We start from the raw sequence: 19,242 nt of genomic DNA, 5'->3' as shown, positions 1-19,242 counted from the left end.
TAGTGACCATAAAAAAACACCTGCCGGAGCAGGTGTTTTTAGATATAAATAAATCAATTATTCGTCAAGGAAGCTGCGCAGAACTTCTGAGCGGCTTGGGTGACGTAATTTACGTAACGCTTTCGCTTCGATCTGACGGATACGCTCACGGGTAACATCAAACTGTTTACCAACTTCCTCAAGGGTGTGGTCAGTATTCATGTCGATACCAAAACGCATGCGTAGCACTTTTGCTTCACGGGCGGTTAAGCCTGCTAACACTTCGTGAGTTGCAGAGCGTAAGCTTTCTGACGTTGCTGAGTCTAAAGGCAGCTCTAAAGTTGTATCTTCAATAAAATCACCTAAATGTGAATCTTCATCATCACCGATAGGGGTTTCCATAGAGATAGGTTCTTTAGCAATCTTCAGTACTTTACGAATTTTATCTTCCGGCATTAGCATGCGTTCTGCCAGTTCTTCTGGCGATGGCTCACGGCCCATTTCTTGCAGCATTTGGCGAGAGATACGGTTCAGTTTGTTGATAGTTTCAATCATGTGAACCGGGATACGAATAGTACGTGCTTGGTCTGCAATTGAACGCGTGATAGCTTGACGGATCCACCAAGTTGCATAAGTTGAGAACTTATAACCACGGCGATATTCAAACTTATCAACGGCTTTCATCAGACCGATGTTACCTTCTTGAATCAGGTCAAGGAACTGCAAGCCACGGTTGGTGTATTTCTTAGCGATAGAAATTACCAGACGTAAGTTTGCTTCAACCATCTCTTTCTTCGCACGGCGTGCTTTCGCTTCACCGATAGACATACGACGGTTGATATCTTTAACTTGTTCGATAGTCAGACCCGTTTCTTCTTCAATTTGACGCAGTCTTTGTAGGCAACGCAGAATTTCTTCTTCAACTTCAAGTAGTTTTTCTGACCAAGGCTTGTTCATTGCTTTTGCAGCAGTTAACCAAGTTTCACTGGTCTCATTACCACTGAATAAAGTAATGAAGTTTTTCTTCGGCATCTTGCACTGCTCAACACATAGTTTCATGATGGTACGCTCTTGTAAGCGAACTCTGTCCATCATTTCACGCATGTTATTGACCAGATAGTCAAATTGCTTAGGAACTAAACGGAATTCTTTAAATACTTCGGAAAGCTGCTCAATAGCGGCAGCCGTTTTTGCATCACTACGGCCATATTGTTTAATATGTTGACGCGTTTTTTCATATTGCTCACGAAGATCAGAGAATTTTTGACGTGCTAATTCAGGATCGATGCTGTTATCGTCATCGCTATCGCTGTCATCACCGTCTTCATCTTCTTCGTCTTCGTCATCGTCTTTATCAAGCTCTTCTTGTGGTAATTCAGAGCCAACGTGAGTCGCTGTTGGTGCAAGATCTTCTTCCGCGTTAGGGTCAACAAAGCCAGTAATTAAATCAGATAAACGGCTTTCTCCTGCTTCAACACGGTCATATTGCTCAAGAAGATAAGTGATAGCCTCAGGATATTCAGCAACAGAGCACTGAACCTGATTAATACCATCCTCGATACGTTTTGCAATGTCGATTTCGCCTTCTCGAGTGAGAAGCTCGACGGTTCCCATTTCACGCATATACATGCGAACAGGATCGGTTGTACGGCCGATTTCACTTTCAACACTGGACAGCACTTGTGCAGCGGCTTCTGCTGCATCTTCATCAGTATCGGAAGTATTTTCAGCCAAAATTAAATCATCGGCATCAGGTGCTTCTTCCATGACCTGGATGCCCATGTCATTAATCATCTGAATGATATCTTCGATTTGATCTGAATCGACGATATCTTCCGGCAGATGGTCGTTGACCTCAGCATAGGTTAAGTAACCTTGCTCTTTACCCTTGGTTACGAGTAGCTTAAGCTGCGACTGCGGGTTTTGCTCCATAAGACGGTATCCACACTTCTGAGTATTTAGATTGGTGTCGGTCGGCGAAACATTCGGCCAACAAGAACATACAAAGGGAATATTTATTATTCGCTACGCCCTTTATTTTCGTAGCATTTTACAGGCATTTGCCTTGTGTTTATCGGCACTTAAGCCGTTTAAAATATTAATTCTGTTTTGGGTTAGATTATGTTTTCACTCTGGAAAGAGTGATTAAGCGGACTTCTTCGCGCTCTTCTGGGGTCAGCCCTTCAGTTCGTTCTTTTGCTATCAAATAGTCGAAACGTTCGTCGAGTGCGCTATTAAATAGATGGTTTAAGGCATCTATAAAAGTATTTTCCGCTATCTCCTCTATTTCTATATCGTTCCACGTTGCCAGTTTTTCAAGCTGTTTCGCAAATTTATTATCACGATAACGCTCTAGCAACTGCCCAGTTGACATTCCGGGGGTGGAACGGCAGACATCGACCAATTCCTGAAATAGAGAAAGCCCCGGCATTTGAATATGGGCAATTCCCTCTAATGAGGGAACAAGCTCCGAAAAGTTCGGATTCTGTACCAACAGCGCGATAAGTATTCGCATTGTGGTTGGTTTTAATTTGGGAGCCTGATAGTTAACTTGTTCTGTGCTCTCTCTATCAATCATAGCAAGAACTTGAGAAATATCCGGTATACCAATAAAATTTCCTAGCTCTTGTGCCATATAAAGGCGCAGCGTTTCACCAGGTATTTGCTTAATCAAAGGGATAGCCAGTTTACTAAATTTTGCTTTCCCTTCTTGCGTTTTTAAATCTACCTGTGGCACAAGTGAATCAAATAAAAAAGCAGAAAGGGTTTGAGCATCCTTCATGCGTTGCTCAAAAGCGTCTTTGCCTTCTTTACGTACTAATGAATCAGGGTCTTCGCCGTCTGGTAAAAACATAAAACGCAATTGACGGCCGTCCGTCAGATAAGGTAGGGCTGTTTCAAGTGCTCGCCATGCCGCTTCTCGGCCAGCGCGGTCACCATCATAGCAACAAATAACCGTATCTGTTGAACGATAAAGTAACTGAATATGTTCTGAGGTTGTTGATGTACCCAGTGAAGCAACCGCATAGCGGATATCGTACTGAGCAAGTGCAACAACGTCCATATAACCTTCAACTACCAGTAATTTTGATAATTCATTACTGTTTTGTGTTGCTTCATAAAGGCCAAATAACTGGCGACCTTTATGGAAAATATCGGTTTCAGGGGAGTTCAAGTATTTAGGAAGAGCATCTCCTAATACGCGTCCACCGAAGGCAATCACACGACCGCGCCTATCCCGAATTGGGAACATGACACGCTCTCTAAAGCGGTCATAGACTCGGCCATTATCATTTGTCACTAACATGCCAGCATCATCAAGCTGTTTGCGACTTTCTGGGTTTACAGCAAACTTTTTGAGCAAGTTGTCCCAGCCCGCAGGGGCGAAGCCAATCGAAAAATGCTCTATAATTTCAGTGCTTAAACCACGTTGGCTTAAATAATCTTTCGCTTTATTAGCAGAAGGATGACTTAAGGCAGCACAGTAAAATTGATTAATTTTTTCCATCAACTGATATAAATTTTGCCGTTGATGAAGTTCTATTTGGCTTGAACCCGTTCCTTTTTCATATGGGACATCAAGGCCGTGTAGTGCAGATAATTCTTCGATAGCTTCGACAAAATCGAGTTTGTCATAATTCATCAAAAAATCGATGGCATTGCCATGCGCACCACAACCAAAACAGTAATAAAATTGCCTTTCACCATTTACAGTAAAAGAAGGCGTTTTTTCATTATGGAACGGACAACAAGCGTGATGGTTTTTACCCTGTTTTTTTAACGGGACTTTTGCATCGACTAAATCAATGATGTCGGTTCTTGCTAACAAGTCATTGATAAATGAACGCGGAATTCGTCCAGCCATAAGCCTCTTTTTCGCCTGTTGATGAACGATAATAAGCCGCGCTTCCTTGTGGAAAGCACGGCCTTTAACTGCTTAGCTATTTACTACTACAAAAACTGAGTGACTACGAGAGAAACTAAAGTTTTGTATTAGCTATCGTCTGCAATGAATGCGGCTTTCACCGCAAACAATTAGTACAGACGAGTACGGCGTGCGTTTTCGCGAGCCAGTTTCTTAGCGTGACGCTTTACAGCTGATGCTTTAGCGCGTTTACGTTCAGTCGTTGGTTTTTCATAGAATTCACGACGACGAACTTCAGCTAAAACACCTGCTTTTTCACAGGAACGTTTGAAACGACGCAGTGCAACGTCGAATGGCTCGTTTTCACGTACTTTAATTACCGGCATGTGCCTCTCACCTCAATAGAAATCGGTTTGTTGCTGGTACTGATTCACCAGCCTTCATTTAAAATGGTGCGGAATTTTACTTCAATGAGTACGGGTTTGTAAAGTGCCGTATAAAATTGAATCACACAAGATTACCTGATTAGCAGTTCATTTGATGAAAAAGCAAACAAAACCAGATAATAATGAGAATTAGCCACACGAAATTTTTTATTACAGGGGACTGATTATAGACTATACAGTCAGGAAAGTCAGCCTTTTGACAACATTAATTACGCGATTGAACGAAAATAGTGATAGACTTGCGGTTATGCAATAAACAAGGGTAGTGCAATGCGTGTTTTAGGTATCGAAACCTCTTGCGATGAAACTGGTATCGCAATCTATGATGATGAGCGTGGCTTATTAGCCAATCAATTATACAGCCAAATTAAAGTTCATGCAGACTATGGTGGTGTCGTGCCTGAATTGGCTTCACGTGATCATATTCGTAAAACAGTGCCGTTAATTCAAGCGGCGTTGAAAGAAGCCAATTTAACCAGTGAAGACATCGACGCTGTAGCTTACACTGCGGGCCCTGGTTTGGTGGGGGCTTTAATGGTTGGTGCAACTGTTGGGCGTTCATTAGCTTTTGCATGGAATGTTCCTGCCGTGGCCGTTCACCATATGGAAGGCCATTTATTGGCACCGATGTTAGAAGAGAAAAGCCCTGAATTCCCTTTTGTTGCGTTACTGGTTTCAGGTGGGCATACCCAGCTTATCAGTGTGACGGGAATTGGTGAGTATGAGCTACTTGGCGAGTCCATCGATGACGCGGCAGGTGAAGCGTTTGATAAGACAGCTAAATTATTAGGCTTAGACTACCCTGGAGGCCCTGTGTTATCTCGAATGGCAGAGCAAGGCACAGCAGGTCGTTTTGTTTTTCCTCGTCCAATGACCGACAGACCAGGGCTGGATTTCAGCTTCTCAGGGTTAAAAACCTTTGCAGCCAATACTATTCGTGAAAATGCGGATGACGACCAAACCCGTGCAGATATTGCGAGAGCCTTTGAAGATGCGGTGGTAGATACGCTTGCGATTAAATGCAAACGTGCATTGGAGCAAACTGGTTTTAAACGCTTGGTGATGGCCGGCGGCGTTAGTGCTAATCGAGCTCTCAGAGCTAAAATGGAAGACGTTCTCAAACAGCGCGGTGGTGAAGTTTTTTATGCGCGCCCTGAGTTTTGTACAGATAACGGTGCGATGATTGCGTTAGCGGGGCTTATTCGTCTTAAAGGTGGAACAACGGCAGGGCTTGGTGTAACAGTTCGCCCGCGCTGGCCTTTGGCTGAATTACCACCCTTAGAAAAATAATCATTGTTAATGAATTCATATTTTTTGTAAAAAGGGCTGGATGACAGCCCTTTTGCTATTCAATTAGATATTAATGTAAAACAACAACAGCATCTTCAAGTCGGCTTGAGCGTGCTTTTACCATCGTTGATGTCTCTGTGCTTTGCTCTACCAGTAATGTACTTTGTTGTGTGATGGTTTCGAGCTCACTGACTGCTTGGGTAATGTCGGCGATACCAGCCGCTTGTTCAGAGGTCGCTTGGCTAATATGGGTGATCAATTGAGTGACGTTTTGTATTTGGTCAACAATTTCCTTCATGGTATCTCCTGCCGTATGGACTTGATTTTTTCCTGAATTGACTTTCTTTTCACAATCATTAATTAATTCGCGAATATCATTCACTGCGCTTGCACTGCGGCTTGCAAGGCTACGGACCTCATTGGCAACCACAGCAAAGCCTTTCCCTTGTTCACCTGCACGCGCGGCTTCTACCGCCGCATTTAACGCGAGTATATTAGTTTGAAATGCGATGTCTTTAATCACATCAGTGATGGAATTGATTTTGCTGGTACTACTGACAATTTCATTCATGGTATCAACAACAGCTTCCATCATTGCGCCCCCACTGACTGCGGTTTCGCTGGTGGTATTGGAAAGTTGATCAACTTGAATAGTATTATCGGCATTCATTTTTACAGAAACGGACATTTGGTTCATTGTCGCAACGGTTTGTTGCATGTATCCGACGGTTCTCTGAGTATGTGTTTCTAATTCATGACAGTCAGAAACCAAAGATTCACTGCCTTTGCGAACGTTATCAACTTGTTCGGAGACATCTTTGATTAACCAGCGGCAGATTAACCCCAGTTGCCCAATAGAACGTAATACTAAGCCAATTTCATCTGTGCGCTGCATATGGTTAACGCTATGTCGATTTCCTCGTGCAATACCAAGTGCTTGTTTGGTGATGTCTTCCAATGGCGCTGCTAGCATTTTTTCAAATACCACATTACCGATCAGTAACGTGATAAATGTACAGGCACTCATCATCATAAGAGGTGCGATTGGCTGGGGAATGAAGCTTGCCATGATGAGCCAAAGAATAAATAACAAACTCATGATTAGCCGGATACGCGAACGCGTTGAATATGTTGAAAAGTGAAATGGCATTTTTTTAGAAAGCACAATTCCCTTAAAAATTTTTCGTTGGCTTTTATTTTCATTCATTGCGTCATAGATGGGTTCTACCGTAGCAATTTCTTCACGTGTTGCGCGTGTCCGAATAGACATATAGCCTGTAATAGCCCCTTTTCGTTCCATTGGAATGATATTGGCTCGAACCCAGTAATGGTCGCCATTTTTGCGACGATTTTTCACAATACCAGTCCAAGGTTCTCCTTTTTTAAGTGTTGCCCACATGTCGGCAAAAGCTTCCTTGGGCATATCCGGATGGCGGATAATATTGTGTGGACGTGTTAATAACTCATCTAATTCATAACCACTAACCTGTACAAAGAAATCATTAGCGTGGACAATATTTCCTTGCAAATCGCTGGTTGTCATCAAGGTGATATTTTCATCTAATACATATTCGTTTTGAGTGATATAAGGGGTTCTGCTCATTATAAATACCATTATTATTGTTTAATTTTCCTTTTATATAGTCGACAGCTTTTAAATATTCCTTAGTAATAAATTTGCAATTATTTAACTTTTTTTTAAAAGTGTGCGCTGGTTATGGCAAAAATGTAACGTAGCACAAATTGCTATCAGTACAGTTTTAAGGAGAGATATCGAACGGTTGTTATTGGGGGAGTTTTTGGAAATTTTAAACAAGGCAAATAGCATAAAAAAAGAGCTGAAATCAGCTCTTCTTAGGAAAAATCATATTAACGATATTAACGATTAGTCATCTAGTTCTTGTTCTTTGGTTTCTTGGGCTATTTCTTTATTGGTTTTTTGCTTTTTGTTTTTTAGTTTTTGCCAAATACGGCTTTCTTGACCGCGCCAAAGGCGTTGTATATTACCGTGATGGCGAACTAACACTAAACAAGACAGCATGGCGACAGGGAAGGTAAATTCAGGTTTAAACCACCAAACATAGAAGGGGGCAAGTAAGGCGCTGACAATCGCGCCGAGTGATGAGTAACCACTAAGCAATACCGTAAGTAACCATGTCCCTGCGACTAAACCAGAAAGATCCCAACCAATAGCAGCAATTGAACCAAATGCGGTTGCTACCCCTTTTCCGCCTTTGAAACGAAAGAAAATGGGATATATATGCCCAAGACAGGCTGCAATTGCAACAAAGCCAAGATAGAATGGCTGCACATTTAAATAATAAGCAAGCCAAACTGGTATCATCCCTTTTAATACGTCACAAATGAGTACTCCGGCAGCGGCTGCTTTACCGCCTACACGTAATACGTTAGTTGCACCAGGGTTACCAGAGCCGTGTTGACGGGGGTCGGGTAGTCTCGCCAAACGGCAGATCAGTATCGCACTCGAAACTGAGCCACAAAGATAGGCGAAGATTATCATGCCAAGCGCGGTTGCACTCATAGCTAACTCCAAAAACGGTTAAGGCCATAAATTCACTTCAGTCTTGGATAATACGCATATTTTTGCTGAAGTGGTATCAATTCAGTACATAAATGAGAAAATGACGTGATGGATATCGTATTTATTGAGCAATTATCAGTCATCACCACGATTGGTGTATATGACTGGGAACAAGATATTGAACAGAAACTCGTGCTCGATATCGAAATGGGATGGGATAACAAACGCGCGTCTATGAGCGATAATGTAGAATATTGCCTAGATTATGCCAAAGTTAGTCAGGCTATCCTAGCTCATGTAGGGAATAACAAGTTTGGGTTAGTAGAACGTGTTGCTGAAGAAGTTGCACAGTTATTGATGACACAGTTTGCTAGCCCATGGGTTCGTATTAAGGTGGCTAAGCCGGGAGCCGTGGCGCGAGCCAAGCAGGTTGGGGTTATTATAGAAAGAGGCATGAAAACCGCTTAAATGATGACTGGCGGTGTTTAGCCGCCAGTTTTATGGTCGTTAGATGATTTGTTGCTGCTGCCAATCTGTTACCGCTTCAATGCGTTGTTTTGTAAGTTCTTGGCGAATTTCAGGGCCTTTAAATCCCTGTTCAACGATAGGTTTGACATCAACCGCTTGTGCGATAGTAAAAGCCTGCTTGAAATATATCCCTTGTGGGTACGTTTGCTGTTCGAGCCCTAACCGGCCTCTTGCATCCGCTTCACTGATTAAACTCAGTTGTTCAATACGTTCTGGTTTACGCCAGCTATCAAGCCCATCAAAAATCGCAATTAGCTCATTAGCAGGTAATTTATTGATAACATGAATTTTATCATGATAGCGTGCCGCTAGACGGGCTAAGTCACGAGCCGTAGTGGGTACTTTTAATCTTGCGCAGAGAGTTTCTATTAATGGAATACCTGCCTCACCGTGGTTTGGATGACTCGGCCAAATATCAGGCGGTGTCAGCGCTTTACCTAAATCATGGCATAAGGCAGCAAAGCGAATATCCACATTATTAGATAGCTCGGCAATCACTTTCATTACCATTAGAGTGTGGATACCCGTATCAATTTCAGGGTGCCATTTTTCAGGGGCAGGAACACCAAATAACGCATCAACTTCAGGAAAAAGTACAGCTAAAGCACCACATTGGCGTAAAACATCAAAATACACCTGTGGGGAATTTGATTTCAGCGCTTTTTCTGTTTCCGTCCAAACGCGCTCAGCGGTGAGGTGAGATAATTCCCCTGTAGCGGCCATTGTTTGCATCAAGGTTAATGTTTCTGGTGCGATAGTAAAACCATGCTCAAAGTAGCGAGCAGCAAAACGAGCAACCCGCAAGACCCGTAAAGGGTCTTCAGAAAATGCATCAGAAACATGGCGTAAAACACGGCTCTTGAGGTCTTTCACGCCTTGGTATGGGTCAACAATTTCACCTGATTCACTTTGTGCTATCGCGTTAATTGTCAGATCGCGACGTAGCAAATCATCTTCAATGGTCACATCAGGTGCGCTATAGCAGCTAAAACCAGTATAGCCCGCACCAATTTTACGCTCTGTTCGGGCTAAAGCGTATTCTTCATGGGTCTTTGGGTGCAAGAAAACCGGAAAATCCTTTCCTACTTGTTGAAAACCTTGAGATAGCATTGCCTCGGGGGTTGTACCAACCACCACGTAGTCTCTATCTGAAATAGGTAGTCCAAGAAGTTGGTCACGCACTGCGCCACCCACGAGATAGACTTTCATTTGAATGGCCTCAATTACATCCAACCATCATTACGTTTTTTACGACGCGGAATAATGTGCGGTAAAATCAAACCTAAAATTAAGCCAACACCGGCAACACCACCGCCATACATAAACCATTGTAAGATTAATTCGCGACGGCGATCATCTAAGTTGACCTCTGCAATCTCTAGCTTTTTACCGGATTTGATCAACTCATTTTTTAATTTTTCATTTTCGGCTTTTAGCTGGCTGACGATATTGTCATTATCAGCCACTTTTTGCTGCATATCTGCAGTTCGTGTATTCCACGTACTGTCGATATTGTCGAGTTGTTGACGTAGCTTTTGATTCTCAGCTTCAAGTTCTGGAATGCGCGTTTTCATGCTTGGAGTATTGCTGAGTTGGTTAACAGGTAACCAGACCGTTCTACCTTTTTCATCGCGAACTTGTGCAAATTTGTTATCTGTGGAAAGCAGTTCAACCGCTTCCCCGGCATTGAGCGTACCTACAATACGATATTTTGTGCCAGGTCCACTATGAACGTATGTGGATAAATCATCTGACACATAACGTTTTTCTGCTGCATGTGAATTTAAGGAAAGGCCTAGCCCCATGATTGAAATTAATAATAATGGAATTTTTCGCATGGTATTTACAGTCTTTTGATGGTGAATGAGTTTTATATTAATTGAATACTAATGAGTAAAACGCGAGGGTGCAAATCCTAAACGCAGATGTCTCTACAGTCTAAAGGAGAATGAGAACTATCCTAACTGTCTAAATTACCCTTATTTTTACTTTAATTTCAATATAACTCACTGAAAGAAATATGACAGGTAGAATTTTTGTTTATCATACAGTTTCTTTTCTCAGCTTAGCTTGATTGGGGTAATATGAGTGAAGTGAAATAATTAAATAAGGATATGTATGAGCCACGTAGAGGTTGAACTCAAACTTGCCGCTAAGAGTTCCGCAATAGAGGCTGTACGACAGTGTCTATCGACATTGTCTCACCAATACAGTGAGCCGACGAAGTTAACCAATATCTACTTTGATACGGCAAATAAGCAGTTACGTCAGTGGGATATGGGCTTACGTATCCGCGGTTGTGATGGTCGTTATGAAATGACAATGAAAACGGCTGGGCAGGCGATAGGCGGCTTACACCAACGGCCTGAATATAATGTTGACATTGATTCACCTGAGCTTGATTTAGCCGCATTACCGGCTGAAATTTGGCCTGAAGGCACTGATGTTTCACAGCTTCAGTCTGAATTAAATATCCTCTTTAGCACCAATTTTACCCGTGAAAAGTGGTTAGTGACTTTTGAAGATAGCGAAATAGAAGTGGTTTTTGACCAAGGTGAAATTTCCTCTGGCGCAAAGGATTTGCCTATTCAAGAGTTTGAACTAGAACTAAAAAAAGGCTTTATTGCTGATGTACTCAATTTAGCGAAGAAATTTGCAGATATCGACGGCTTACATTTGTCATCACTTAGCAAAGCTGCACGTGGTTATTCATTGTTATCGCCGACAAAAGCGCCATTAACTCCTCCAAATTCGGTGTTTGACTATGAAGAGTACCCCCTCGAAAAATCATTAACGCATATGCAATTACTTTGCCAGCAGCATGAAGACTACTGGTTAGCAAATGGCAGCAATGCACGCCAAGGCTTCAGTGAGTTTTTACGTTTTGTTCAGGCATTTTTAGTGCATTACCAAAATTCTGTACCTCACTTTATTCATGACACTCCACTGGAACAATTACGTTCAGATATTGCCGATGAAGCAATTAGTGCTGAGGATTTTTGCTATAGCAGCCAGTGGTTAAAGTGTAAATTAGCCTTTATCCAGTGGTTAAGTGCTTTAACCTATCAAGAAGCCCATTAAGGTATTGATAATATGCATGCTTTTCCTGAGTTATTACAAAGCCAAGGTGAACGCGTTTTAAGCCAGTTAGCGGAACAAACGAATGAATTATTACCGTTAAATGAACAAGAAATTCAAGTGCTTGCATTCAGTGATTTTGTGTTAAAGCAAGTATTAGCACATCCGCGGTTTTTACTTGAAATTCGCTCTCGACCACCACAAGCCGATGAATGGAAAAGTTATGCATCATGGTTAGCTCAAGATTTGTCATCTGTTAGCGACGAAGACCACTTGATGCGAGTGTTGCGCTCATTTCGTCATCATATGTTAGTGCGCTGCGCATGGATGCAAGTGCTAGAAATAAGCACGCAAAAAGAAACGATGTATCAGCTCAGTATATTGGCGGAAACCTTGGTTGTTGCAGCGCGAGACTGGTTGTATCAAGAATATCGTCAGTCATGGGGAACACCTTGTAATGCAGAAGGAAAACCGCAGCCGCTGTTGGTTTTAGGGATGGGAAAATTAGGGGGCCGAGAGCTCAATTTTTCTTCTGATATTGACCTGATTTTTGCTTATCCAGAAAATGGGGTGACCCAAGGTGGCCGAAAAGAGTTAGATAACGCACAATTTTTTACGCGTTTAGGACAAAAATTGATCCGCGTACTCGATCAAGTGACGGAGTATGGTTTTGTCTATCGGGTAGATATGCGTTTACGGCCATTTGGAGATAGCGGCCCGCTGGTTTTTAGCTTTTCTGCGCTTGAGGATTATTACCAAGAACAAGGGCGAGACTGGGAACGCTACGCGATGGTTAAAGCCCGTATTATGGGCGCTGATAGCCTCCATTATGAGGAGTGTTTGCGAAAGCTTTTGCGTCCTTTCGTTTATCGTCGCTATATCGACTTTAGCGTGATCCAATCCTTACGCAATATGAAAAATATGATTGAGCGAGAGGTTCGGCGTCGTGGTTTGGTCAATAACATCAAATTAGGCGCTGGAGGGATCCGCGAAGTTGAATTTGTTTCACAGGTTTTCCAACTCATTCGAGGGGGACGAGAACCTGTTTTACAGTCGCAATCTTTATTTTCAACGTTACAAGGGATCCGTGAACTCGCATTGTTAACCGAAGATCAGGTTAATATTCTGCAAGATGGCTACCTTTTCTTGCGTAGAGTCGAAAATTTACTGCAATGTATTGATGACCAACAGACACAAACACTCCCCGAAGAGGCTTTAAATCAGGCGCGTTTAGCGTGGGGGATGGGCTTTGCTGATTGGCCTGCATTTTATCAGGTTTTGAGTCAGAAAATGGCTGCTGTGCATCAAATATTCACCGAGCAAATAGGCCAGGAGGATGACTCTGAGAACATTGATGTATTCGATGAAATTTATATCACATTATGGCAAAGTGAATTATCAAAAGAAGAATTAGCCAGCTATTTGCCGTCTAAAAGTGAAGAGATTGCACAACGTATCATTCACGGTATAGTGATGTTCCGTCATGATCTCAATAAACGCACCATTGGTCCTCGGGGGCGAGATGTTCTTGATGAATTAATGCCTAAATTATTGGCTAAAGTCGGTGAGCGTGATGATGCAGGGCAAGTCATTGAGCGCATCACACCACTGTTACTGAGCATTGTTAGCCGCACTACTTACCTAGAGTTAATGCTTGAATTTGATGAGGTTTTGACGCACGTTATTCGTTTATGTGCGGCTTCACCTATGATAGCGGAACAATTAGCTCGCCACCCATTGTTACTTGATGAGTTACTCGACCCTCAATCGTTATACCAACCCTTACCGCTAACGGCATATCGTGATGAGCTGCGCCAATATTTAATGCGCGTTCCAGAAGATGACGAAGAACAACAACTTGAAGCATTACGTCAATTCAAACAAGCTCAATTATTGCGTATCGCTGCTGAAGATATTTCAGGTGTTTTGCCGGTAATGAAAGTCAGTGATCATCTGACTTACCTTGCGGAAGCAATTATTGATGCGGTGGTACACCAAGCGTGGCAAAAAATGGTAAAACGCTATGGTGAGCCAGCGCATCTAGAGCAAAGTGACAAAAAACAATATGGGTTTGCGGTATTAGGTTATGGAAAGCTAGGTGGCTGGGAACTGGGCTATGGCTCTGACTTAGACCTTGTTTTTCTCTTCGATTGCCCTTTAGATGTGGTCACCAATGGTGAACGTTCCATTGACGCTCGCCAATTTTACTTGCGTGTTGCTCAGCGTATTATCCATTTGTTTAGTACTCGAACCCCTTCTGGTGTGTTGTATGAAGTTGATGCGCGACTCAGGCCTTCTGGTGAATCAGGAATGTTGGTCAGTACCATACAATCATTTGATGATTACCAAAAAAATGATGCTTGGACATGGGAACATCAAGCGTTAATTCGAGCTCGAATGGTGTTTGGTGATGAGGATTTACAACGGCAATTTATACAGACTCGCCACGAAACTCTGTGTATGCCAAGAGACCCTAAAACTTTGCAACAGCAAGTGCGTGATATGCGGTTGAAAATGCATCAGCACCTAGGAAGTCATCAAGTCAATGAATTCGACTTAAAAGCGGATCCTGGTGGGATTACTGATATTGAATTTATCGCACAATACTTAGTTTTGCGTTTTGCCGCAGAAAATAATGCGCTAACACGTTGGTCTGATAATGTGCGTATTTTCGAGTTGATGGCGCAGTATGGTTTTATGCCAGAAGATGAAGCGAATGCTTTAACTCTAGCGTATGTCACAATGCGTAATGAGCTCCATCACTTAGCATTACAATCACTACCAAGCCGTGTAGAGATAAGCCAATTTTCTCAGCAACGTGAACAAGTTTTAGCAAGTTGGCAAAAATGGCTTGAAGAATAAAGAACAAACGCATTTTATTTAGCTAAACAGCGCAATATGCTAGTATTGTTGCTAATTATTATCAGATTTCCTTTTTAAGACTGGAGTGCAGGATGAAAGTAACTCTTCCGGATTATAAACAAGCCGGTGTGCTGGTGGTTGGTGATGTTATGTTAGACCGTTATTGGCATGGTCCTGCAAACCGTATCTCGCCAGAAGCCCCTGTCCCGGTTGTTAAAGTCACAATGGTCGAAGAGCGTCCCGGTGGTGCGGCTAACGTCGCGATGAATATTGCGTCATTGGGTGCAAATTCACGCCTTGTGGGGTTAACTGGAATTGATGACGCGGCAAAAGCACTCACTAAAAATTTAAATGCCGTACAGGTTCGTTGTGATTTTGTGGCTATCCCCACCCATCCAACCATTACTAAATTACGCGTACTTTCACGTAATCAGCAACTTATTCGCCTCGATTTTGAAGAAGGTTTTGAAAACGTGGATGTTGCCCCTGTACTGGAGCGCATAGAACAAGCACTGCCACACATTGGCGCACTAGTACTGTCTGACTATGCAAAAGGGGCGTTAACTCATGTTGAGAAGATGATAGCGCTCGCCAACAAGGCCAATGTTCCAGTCTTGATTGACCCGAAAGGAAACAATTTCGAACGTTACCGTGGGGCAACTTTATTGACGCCAAATATGTCTGAGTTTGAAGCGATTGTTGGGCCATGTAAAAACAACCAAGACGTTGAAGAAAAAGGCATGAAGCTGCTTCAGTCATTGGAGCTTAAAGCGCTGCTAATTACGCGCTCAGAACAAGGTATGAGCTTAATTCGCCGTGATGAAGCCCCATTGCATTTACCGACTCAAGCACAAGAAGTGTTTGACGTGACGGGGGCAGGGGATACGGTTATTGGGGTTCTCGCTGCCTCTATTGCATCTGGCCGCCCATTACATGAAGCCTGCGCACTAGCTAATGCCGCGGCAGGTGTGGTGGTGGGCAAATTAGGGACTTCAACAGTTTCGCCTATTGAATTAGAAAACGCTATTCGTGGCCGTGCTGACACTGGTTTTGGTGTTATGACTGAAAGTGAATTAAAACAAGCGGTTGAGAATGCAAGACTGCGCGGTGAACGTGTGGTGATGACTAATGGCTGTTTTGATATTCTCCATGCTGGGCATGTGTCTTATTTAGCTAACGCGCGTAAATTGGGTGACCGCCTAATTGTGGCTGTAAATAGCGATGCTTCGACACGCCGCTTAAAAGGTGAAACACGTCCAGTTAACCCATTAGAACAGCGTATGACCGTTCTAGGGGCTTTAGGGGCAGTAGATTGGGTCGTGGCTTTTGAAGAGGACACTCCACAGCGTCTAATCGCAGAAGTTTTGCCTGATATCTTAGTTAAAGGGGGGGATTACCGCCCTGAAGAGATCGCGGGCAGTGCGGAGGTATGGGCCGCGGGAGGCGAAGTTAAAGTACTTAACTTTGAAGATGGTATTTCTACAACCAATATCATCAAAAATATCATGAAAACCAGTTAATTTATCATTATTAATTAGCAAGTTAATAACCTCACGTGGGTATGTAAAAACGCCGTGAGGTTTTTATTTATTTAAAATCAATATGGCGTCAAATGTTGACGTCATATTTTTTTTGCTTTAGATTTTGATATCACAATATGACGTCATGGAAAATACGATAGGGGTGGAATATGATTAAAAGCAGTAATGTGATGACGATAGACGGCCATCCTGCATCTGTTATCTATGAAGCTGAAATTAAAGCGTTTCGTGGTAAGTTTTTAGATGTAAGTGGTTACTGTGATTTTGTTTCTGATAGCATTGAAGGGTTAAAAAAAGAAGCGCGAATTTCTTTAGCAGAATACATCGAAGGCTGCCAAGAAGAAGGGATTAACCCGTTCAAAGAACAAGAAACGGTAAAGTCATTTACGCTGCGTTACCCAAGCCGCTTAGAGGCTTATTTAAATGCGGTAACAACTGAGCATAATGTTTCTAAAAATCAGTATATTGTTCAGCTGCTTGAGCGTGAACTGAATATCAAATAACAAAAGTGACGCCTTAATCGGTGTCACTTTTTCAATTTAATTACTCAGCCGTTTTTTCTTCTACATTTAAATGGGCTTCGAGTGCGCTAACGCGTTGTTCCATCTTCGCTAATTTTTCACGGGTGCGTAATAAGACTTGAGTTTGAATATCAAATTCTTCACGACTGACTAAGTCTAATTTGCCGAGTTGTGATTGTAACAGTGAACGCAGTTTTTTATCAAAATCTTCACCTAAATCGCGTACGCCTTGTGGTAAAGCGCCTTGAATTTGGCGGGCAACTTGTTCAATTTTTTTCGGATCGAGCATTTCGCGGGTCCTTAAGTTTATCAAAATATTGTTGTGAATTGTTGGGACTAGTTTAATACCTCTTGCTGCCTTGCGCTAGCTTGAATTATTTAGAGAGAGGTTTAGAGCCGGTAGTGAAATTAACCTTGATAACTCTAAGTTTTTATTCATATTTTTTGGCTAAAAGTGTGAGTCATTCGCCAATTTTGATTATCATCGTTGCGAACTTGAATTATTGGCGTTATATTAATTGCGTATATCTCAGGGCGGGGTGAAAGTCCCCACCGGCGGTAAACATGCATCACGCATGAAGCCCGCGAGCGCTTTATCATTTTTATGGTAAAGGTCAGCAGACCCAGTGTGAATCTGGGGCCGACGGTTATAGTCCGGATGGGAGAGAATTAACAGTATCTGCATGTTTGTGCGATTACGCACAATAGTGTTCTGCATACCTGAATAGGTAAATGCCTTTTATTGGCTATTTATATATTCACCATTTCTCGTATTCCTAAGACTGCCTTGATTCTGGTAACTAGTTAATAACTATTTAAGAGGTTTTTTACCATGGATCATTCGCTACTTTCTGTATTTGGCAATCCTATCGAACGTGTTGAAAATGCTATCGAGGCATTACGCCAAGGTAAAGGTGTTCTTGTTCTTGATGATGAAGATCGTGAGAACGAAGGCGATTTAGTTTTTGCAGCAGAAACTATGACCGCCGAGCAAATGGCATTTACCATTCGTTATAGCAGTGGGATCGTGTGCCTTTGTATTACTGAAGAGCGCCGCAAGCAACTCGAACTACCTATGATGGTAGATAACAATACGAGCCAAAATCAAACAGGTTTTACTGTGACCATTGAAGCCGCGCAAGGTGTGACGACAGGAGTTTCTGCCGCAGACCGTATCACTACTATTCGCGCCGCAATTGCAGATAACGCCGTTCCTTCAGACCTTAATCATCCAGGACATGTTTTCCCTCTGCGTGGCCGTGAAGGCGGGGTATTAACGCGTCGTGGTCATACTGAAGCGTCTATCGATTTAGCAATATTAGCAGGTTTCAAGCCAGCCGGTGTGCTGTGTGAGTTAACCAATGATGATGGTTCTATGGCTCGTACCCCAGAAGTGGCTGCGTTTGGTCAGCAACATGGTTTGACTGTGGTGACGATTGAAGACTTAGTTCAGTATCGTCAGTTGCAGGAAAAGAAAGCGAGCTAATCTTTTTTCTCGTCATATCTTGAATATTATCTAATGTAATGGTTTTAGTTATTTAGGTAATAAATAGTCTGTTAAGCATATAGAATGTTATAAAGGCCACTGAGTTGCACACCTCGTGGCCTTTTCAATTTTTTTGATGATCATACTCATAATTAGCCCACTGTGTTTTTTGCTGGAAAGCGTATGCTGTAGGGAGAAACTAATTGAGTTGGAGTTGAAATCATCATGTCAGTAAATACTTCGATGGTAAAAAATAAGATCCCTGCCATTTTTATTGGTCATGGTAGCCCTATGAATGCGATTGAGGATAACCCTTACACTCAAGCGTGGGAAAATCTCGGTAAAGCCTTATCTCGGCCACGCGCAATTTTGGTGATTTCAGCCCATTGGTATACGCGCGGTACTGCTGTGACTTCGATGTTAAAACCAAAAACGATTCATGATTTTGGCGGGTTCCCCGAAGCCTTGTATCAAATCGAATATCCAGCTCCTGGTTCTCCTGAATTAGCTCAGCAAGTTGTTTCATTACTCGCCCCTGAGCCAATTTACCTTGATGAACAAGAGTGGGGATTAGACCACGGTACATGGGAAATTTTGCTGCGTATGTATCCAGAAGCGGATATCCCCGTGATCCAACTGAGTATCGATGGTAGCAAGCCCGCCACTTGGCACTATGAACTCGGTAAAAAATTGAGTGTTTTAAGGGAGAAAGGCGTGCTGATTATGGGCAGTGGCAATGTTGTCCACAATTTACGGGCGATGAATTGGCAGAACTCTCATGCTGAGCCGTACCCGTGGGCAATATCTTTTGAAAAATTTGTATATGACAATCTGCAAAGTCATGAAACGCCTCACCCACTGACTAAAGGATTAGAACGGGAGGATGGCAAATTATCGAACCCATCACCAGAACATTACTTGCCTATTTTACCTATTTTAGGAACTTGGGATGGGCAAGAAGAGATCAGTACACCGATTGAGGGAATTGTGTCAGCATCGTTAAGTATGTTGTCTATTCAGGTAGGGTAAGTTTTCTGCTATAGAATTGACTAACAAAAAAGCCCAAATCATATTGCTATATTTGGGCTTTCCTTTTAACGTTAA

At 42.5% G+C, this 19,242-nt stretch carries 16 protein-coding genes and 1 riboswitch; of the genes, 8 read left to right on the top strand and 8 right to left on the bottom strand.

Annotated elements, in window-relative coordinates; genetic code table 11:
* Positions 1-57: 57 nt before the first annotated feature.
* From rpoD to rpsU, 3 genes are all read right to left on the bottom strand, one after another.
* Complete coding sequence (rpoD, locus tag PZ638_RS16305; protein ID WP_004257799.1) at positions 58-1,911, bottom strand: RNA polymerase sigma factor RpoD; 1,854 nt, start codon at positions 1,909-1,911, stop codon at positions 58-60.
* A 187-nt stretch (positions 1,912-2,098) separates the two neighbouring features.
* A complete protein-coding gene (gene dnaG / locus PZ638_RS16300) occupies positions 2,099-3,844 on the bottom strand; it encodes a DNA primase (protein ID WP_110591259.1) in 1,746 nt (581 codons plus the stop codon).
* 170 nt (positions 3,845-4,014) lie between these two features.
* Positions 4,015-4,230: a 30S ribosomal protein S21 gene (gene rpsU / locus PZ638_RS16295; RefSeq protein WP_001144069.1), complete on the bottom strand. Its 216-nt coding sequence runs from the start codon at positions 4,228-4,230 to the stop codon at positions 4,015-4,017.
* 330 nt (positions 4,231-4,560) lie between these two features.
* Here rpsU and tsaD point away from each other — a divergent pair, with 330 nt between their 5' ends.
* Positions 4,561-5,580, top strand: coding sequence for a tRNA (adenosine(37)-N6)-threonylcarbamoyltransferase complex transferase subunit TsaD (gene tsaD, locus PZ638_RS16290; protein ID WP_094961091.1), 1,020 nt, complete (start codon positions 4,561-4,563; stop codon positions 5,578-5,580).
* Positions 5,581-5,650: 70 nt separating this feature from the next.
* On the opposite strand, the gene PZ638_RS16285 is transcribed toward tsaD, so the two are convergent.
* Positions 5,651-7,183 carry a methyl-accepting chemotaxis protein gene (locus PZ638_RS16285; RefSeq protein ID WP_094961092.1) on the bottom strand — a complete coding sequence of 511 codons (1,533 nt, stop codon included), beginning with the start codon at positions 7,181-7,183 and terminating at the stop codon, positions 5,651-5,653.
* A 282-nt stretch (positions 7,184-7,465) separates the two neighbouring features.
* Positions 7,466-8,122: a glycerol-3-phosphate 1-O-acyltransferase PlsY gene (gene plsY / locus PZ638_RS16280; RefSeq protein WP_004257775.1), complete on the bottom strand. Its 657-nt coding sequence runs from the start codon at positions 8,120-8,122 to the stop codon at positions 7,466-7,468.
* Between the two features lie 108 nt (positions 8,123-8,230).
* Here plsY and folB point away from each other — a divergent pair, with 108 nt between their 5' ends.
* Positions 8,231-8,590, top strand: coding sequence for a bifunctional dihydroneopterin aldolase/7,8-dihydroneopterin epimerase (folB, locus tag PZ638_RS16275; RefSeq protein ID WP_004257772.1), 360 nt, complete (start codon positions 8,231-8,233; stop codon positions 8,588-8,590).
* 39 nt (positions 8,591-8,629) lie between these two features.
* On the opposite strand, the gene PZ638_RS16270 is transcribed toward folB, so the two are convergent.
* Both PZ638_RS16270 and PZ638_RS16265 read right to left on the bottom strand, forming a co-directional pair.
* Entirely contained in the window at positions 8,630-9,859 is a 1,230-nt protein-coding gene (locus tag PZ638_RS16270; protein WP_096864066.1) for a multifunctional CCA addition/repair protein, read from the bottom strand.
* Positions 9,860-9,873: 14 nt separating this feature from the next.
* The gene (locus PZ638_RS16265; RefSeq protein ID WP_272674629.1) at positions 9,874-10,488 is read right to left on the bottom strand and encodes a TIGR04211 family SH3 domain-containing protein; all 615 of its coding nucleotides are present in this window, start codon (positions 10,486-10,488) and stop codon (positions 9,874-9,876) included.
* Between the two features lie 280 nt (positions 10,489-10,768).
* Between PZ638_RS16265 and PZ638_RS16260 the strand changes: the two genes are divergently transcribed.
* The 4 genes from PZ638_RS16260 to PZ638_RS16245 all read left to right on the top strand — a co-directional run bounded on the left by PZ638_RS16260 (position 10,769) and on the right by PZ638_RS16245 (position 16,634).
* The gene (locus PZ638_RS16260; RefSeq protein WP_096864067.1) at positions 10,769-11,731 is read left to right on the top strand and encodes a CYTH domain-containing protein; all 963 of its coding nucleotides are present in this window, start codon (positions 10,769-10,771) and stop codon (positions 11,729-11,731) included.
* A 12-nt stretch (positions 11,732-11,743) separates the two neighbouring features.
* Entirely contained in the window at positions 11,744-14,590 is a 2,847-nt protein-coding gene (glnE, locus tag PZ638_RS16255) for a bifunctional [glutamate--ammonia ligase]-adenylyl-L-tyrosine phosphorylase/[glutamate--ammonia-ligase] adenylyltransferase (protein ID WP_272674631.1), read from the top strand.
* 92 nt (positions 14,591-14,682) lie between these two features.
* On the top strand, positions 14,683-16,110 hold the full coding sequence (gene hldE / locus PZ638_RS16250; protein WP_096864068.1) for a bifunctional D-glycero-beta-D-manno-heptose-7-phosphate kinase/D-glycero-beta-D-manno-heptose 1-phosphate adenylyltransferase HldE: 1,428 nt from the start codon (positions 14,683-14,685) through the stop codon (positions 16,108-16,110).
* A 170-nt stretch (positions 16,111-16,280) separates the two neighbouring features.
* On the top strand, positions 16,281-16,634 hold the full coding sequence (locus PZ638_RS16245; protein ID WP_004257748.1) for a type II toxin-antitoxin system HicB family antitoxin: 354 nt from the start codon (positions 16,281-16,283) through the stop codon (positions 16,632-16,634).
* Positions 16,635-16,674: 40 nt separating this feature from the next.
* Here PZ638_RS16245 and ubiK read toward each other — a convergent pair whose 3' ends face one another.
* On the bottom strand, positions 16,675-16,941 hold the full coding sequence (gene ubiK / locus PZ638_RS16240) for a ubiquinone biosynthesis accessory factor UbiK (protein WP_004257742.1): 267 nt from the start codon (positions 16,939-16,941) through the stop codon (positions 16,675-16,677).
* A gap of 232 nt (positions 16,942-17,173) precedes the next feature.
* Positions 17,174-17,326, top strand: a riboswitch (FMN riboswitch).
* Between the two features lie 158 nt (positions 17,327-17,484).
* Between ubiK and ribB the strand changes: the two genes are divergently transcribed.
* Positions 17,485-18,138, top strand: a complete 654-nt coding sequence (gene ribB / locus PZ638_RS16235; RefSeq protein ID WP_004257733.1) for a 3,4-dihydroxy-2-butanone-4-phosphate synthase — start codon at positions 17,485-17,487, stop codon at positions 18,136-18,138.
* Positions 18,139-18,363: 225 nt separating this feature from the next.
* Positions 18,364-19,167, top strand: coding sequence for a 4,5-DOPA-extradiol-dioxygenase (gene ygiD / locus PZ638_RS16230; protein ID WP_242439585.1), 804 nt, complete (start codon positions 18,364-18,366; stop codon positions 19,165-19,167).
* The last annotated feature ends 75 nt before the right edge of the window (positions 19,168-19,242 follow it).

It is taken from the genome of Providencia hangzhouensis, assembly GCF_029193595.2.
Taxonomy (GTDB): Bacteria; Pseudomonadota; Gammaproteobacteria; order Enterobacterales; family Enterobacteriaceae; genus Providencia; species Providencia hangzhouensis.
The sequence above is the reverse complement of the archived record's forward strand: the minus strand, read 5'-3'. Positions and strand labels throughout refer to the sequence as shown.

Bases quoted from the DNA above. Each gene is read 5' to 3' on its own strand.
- rpoD (WP_004257799.1), bottom strand. From the start codon at position 1,911: ATGGAGCAAAACCCGCAGTCGCAGCTTAAGCTACTCGTAACCAAGGGT.
- dnaG (WP_110591259.1), bottom strand. From the start codon at position 3,844: ATGGCTGGACGAATTCCGCGTTCATTTATCAATGACTTGTTAGCAAGA.
- rpsU (WP_001144069.1), bottom strand. From the start codon at position 4,230: ATGCCGGTAATTAAAGTACGTGAAAACGAGCCATTCGACGTTGCACTG.
- tsaD (WP_094961091.1), top strand. From the start codon at position 4,561: ATGCGTGTTTTAGGTATCGAAACCTCTTGCGATGAAACTGGTATCGCA.
- PZ638_RS16285 (WP_094961092.1), bottom strand. From the start codon at position 7,183: ATGAGCAGAACCCCTTATATCACTCAAAACGAATATGTATTAGATGAA.
- plsY (WP_004257775.1), bottom strand. From the start codon at position 8,122: ATGAGTGCAACCGCGCTTGGCATGATAATCTTCGCCTATCTTTGTGGC.
- folB (WP_004257772.1), top strand. From the start codon at position 8,231: ATGGATATCGTATTTATTGAGCAATTATCAGTCATCACCACGATTGGT.
- PZ638_RS16270 (WP_096864066.1), bottom strand. From the start codon at position 9,859: ATGAAAGTCTATCTCGTGGGTGGCGCAGTGCGTGACCAACTTCTTGGA.
- PZ638_RS16265 (WP_272674629.1), bottom strand. From the start codon at position 10,488: ATGCGAAAAATTCCATTATTATTAATTTCAATCATGGGGCTAGGCCTT.
- PZ638_RS16260 (WP_096864067.1), top strand. From the start codon at position 10,769: ATGAGCCACGTAGAGGTTGAACTCAAACTTGCCGCTAAGAGTTCCGCA.
- glnE (WP_272674631.1), top strand. From the start codon at position 11,744: ATGCATGCTTTTCCTGAGTTATTACAAAGCCAAGGTGAACGCGTTTTA.
- hldE (WP_096864068.1), top strand. From the start codon at position 14,683: ATGAAAGTAACTCTTCCGGATTATAAACAAGCCGGTGTGCTGGTGGTT.
- PZ638_RS16245 (WP_004257748.1), top strand. From the start codon at position 16,281: ATGATTAAAAGCAGTAATGTGATGACGATAGACGGCCATCCTGCATCT.
- ubiK (WP_004257742.1), bottom strand. From the start codon at position 16,941: ATGCTCGATCCGAAAAAAATTGAACAAGTTGCCCGCCAAATTCAAGGC.
- ribB (WP_004257733.1), top strand. From the start codon at position 17,485: ATGGATCATTCGCTACTTTCTGTATTTGGCAATCCTATCGAACGTGTT.
- ygiD (WP_242439585.1), top strand. From the start codon at position 18,364: ATGTCAGTAAATACTTCGATGGTAAAAAATAAGATCCCTGCCATTTTT.